The 250-nt window shown below is 62.8% G+C and carries 1 protein-coding gene; it reads left to right on the top strand.

Features of this window, described 5'->3' with window-relative positions:
- Nucleotides 1-250 (top strand): immunoglobulin-like domain-containing protein (locus PVZ80_RS00245; RefSeq protein WP_273863287.1); only part of this gene is annotated, 250 nt, incomplete at both ends.

The following is a 250-nucleotide window of genomic DNA, read 5'->3' as shown; positions in this document are numbered from 1 at the left end:
CGAAGTCACCATCAAGGATGCTGCTGGCGGCAACTTCGAGAACCTGGTGCCGAGCACCACCCCGGCAGTGACCGATGTCACCGATACCATCGACACCAGCACTGTTTCGCTGACGGCAACGCCGTCCGTGGCTGAAGGCGGCGTTGTCGTTTACACCGCTTCCGTCACTGCTCCGGTCACCGGTTCGCCGGTCGTGGTCACCCTGTCCAACGGCCAAACCATCACCATCCCGGTGGGCGAGTCTTCCGGT

It is taken from the genome of Pseudomonas sp. B3G-3, assembly GCF_028640915.1.
GTDB classification, from domain to species: domain Bacteria; phylum Pseudomonadota; class Gammaproteobacteria; order Pseudomonadales; family Pseudomonadaceae; genus Aquipseudomonas; species Aquipseudomonas chlororaphis_I.
Note: the sequence above shows the minus strand (reverse complement) of the source record. Positions and strands in the feature narration are given on the sequence as shown.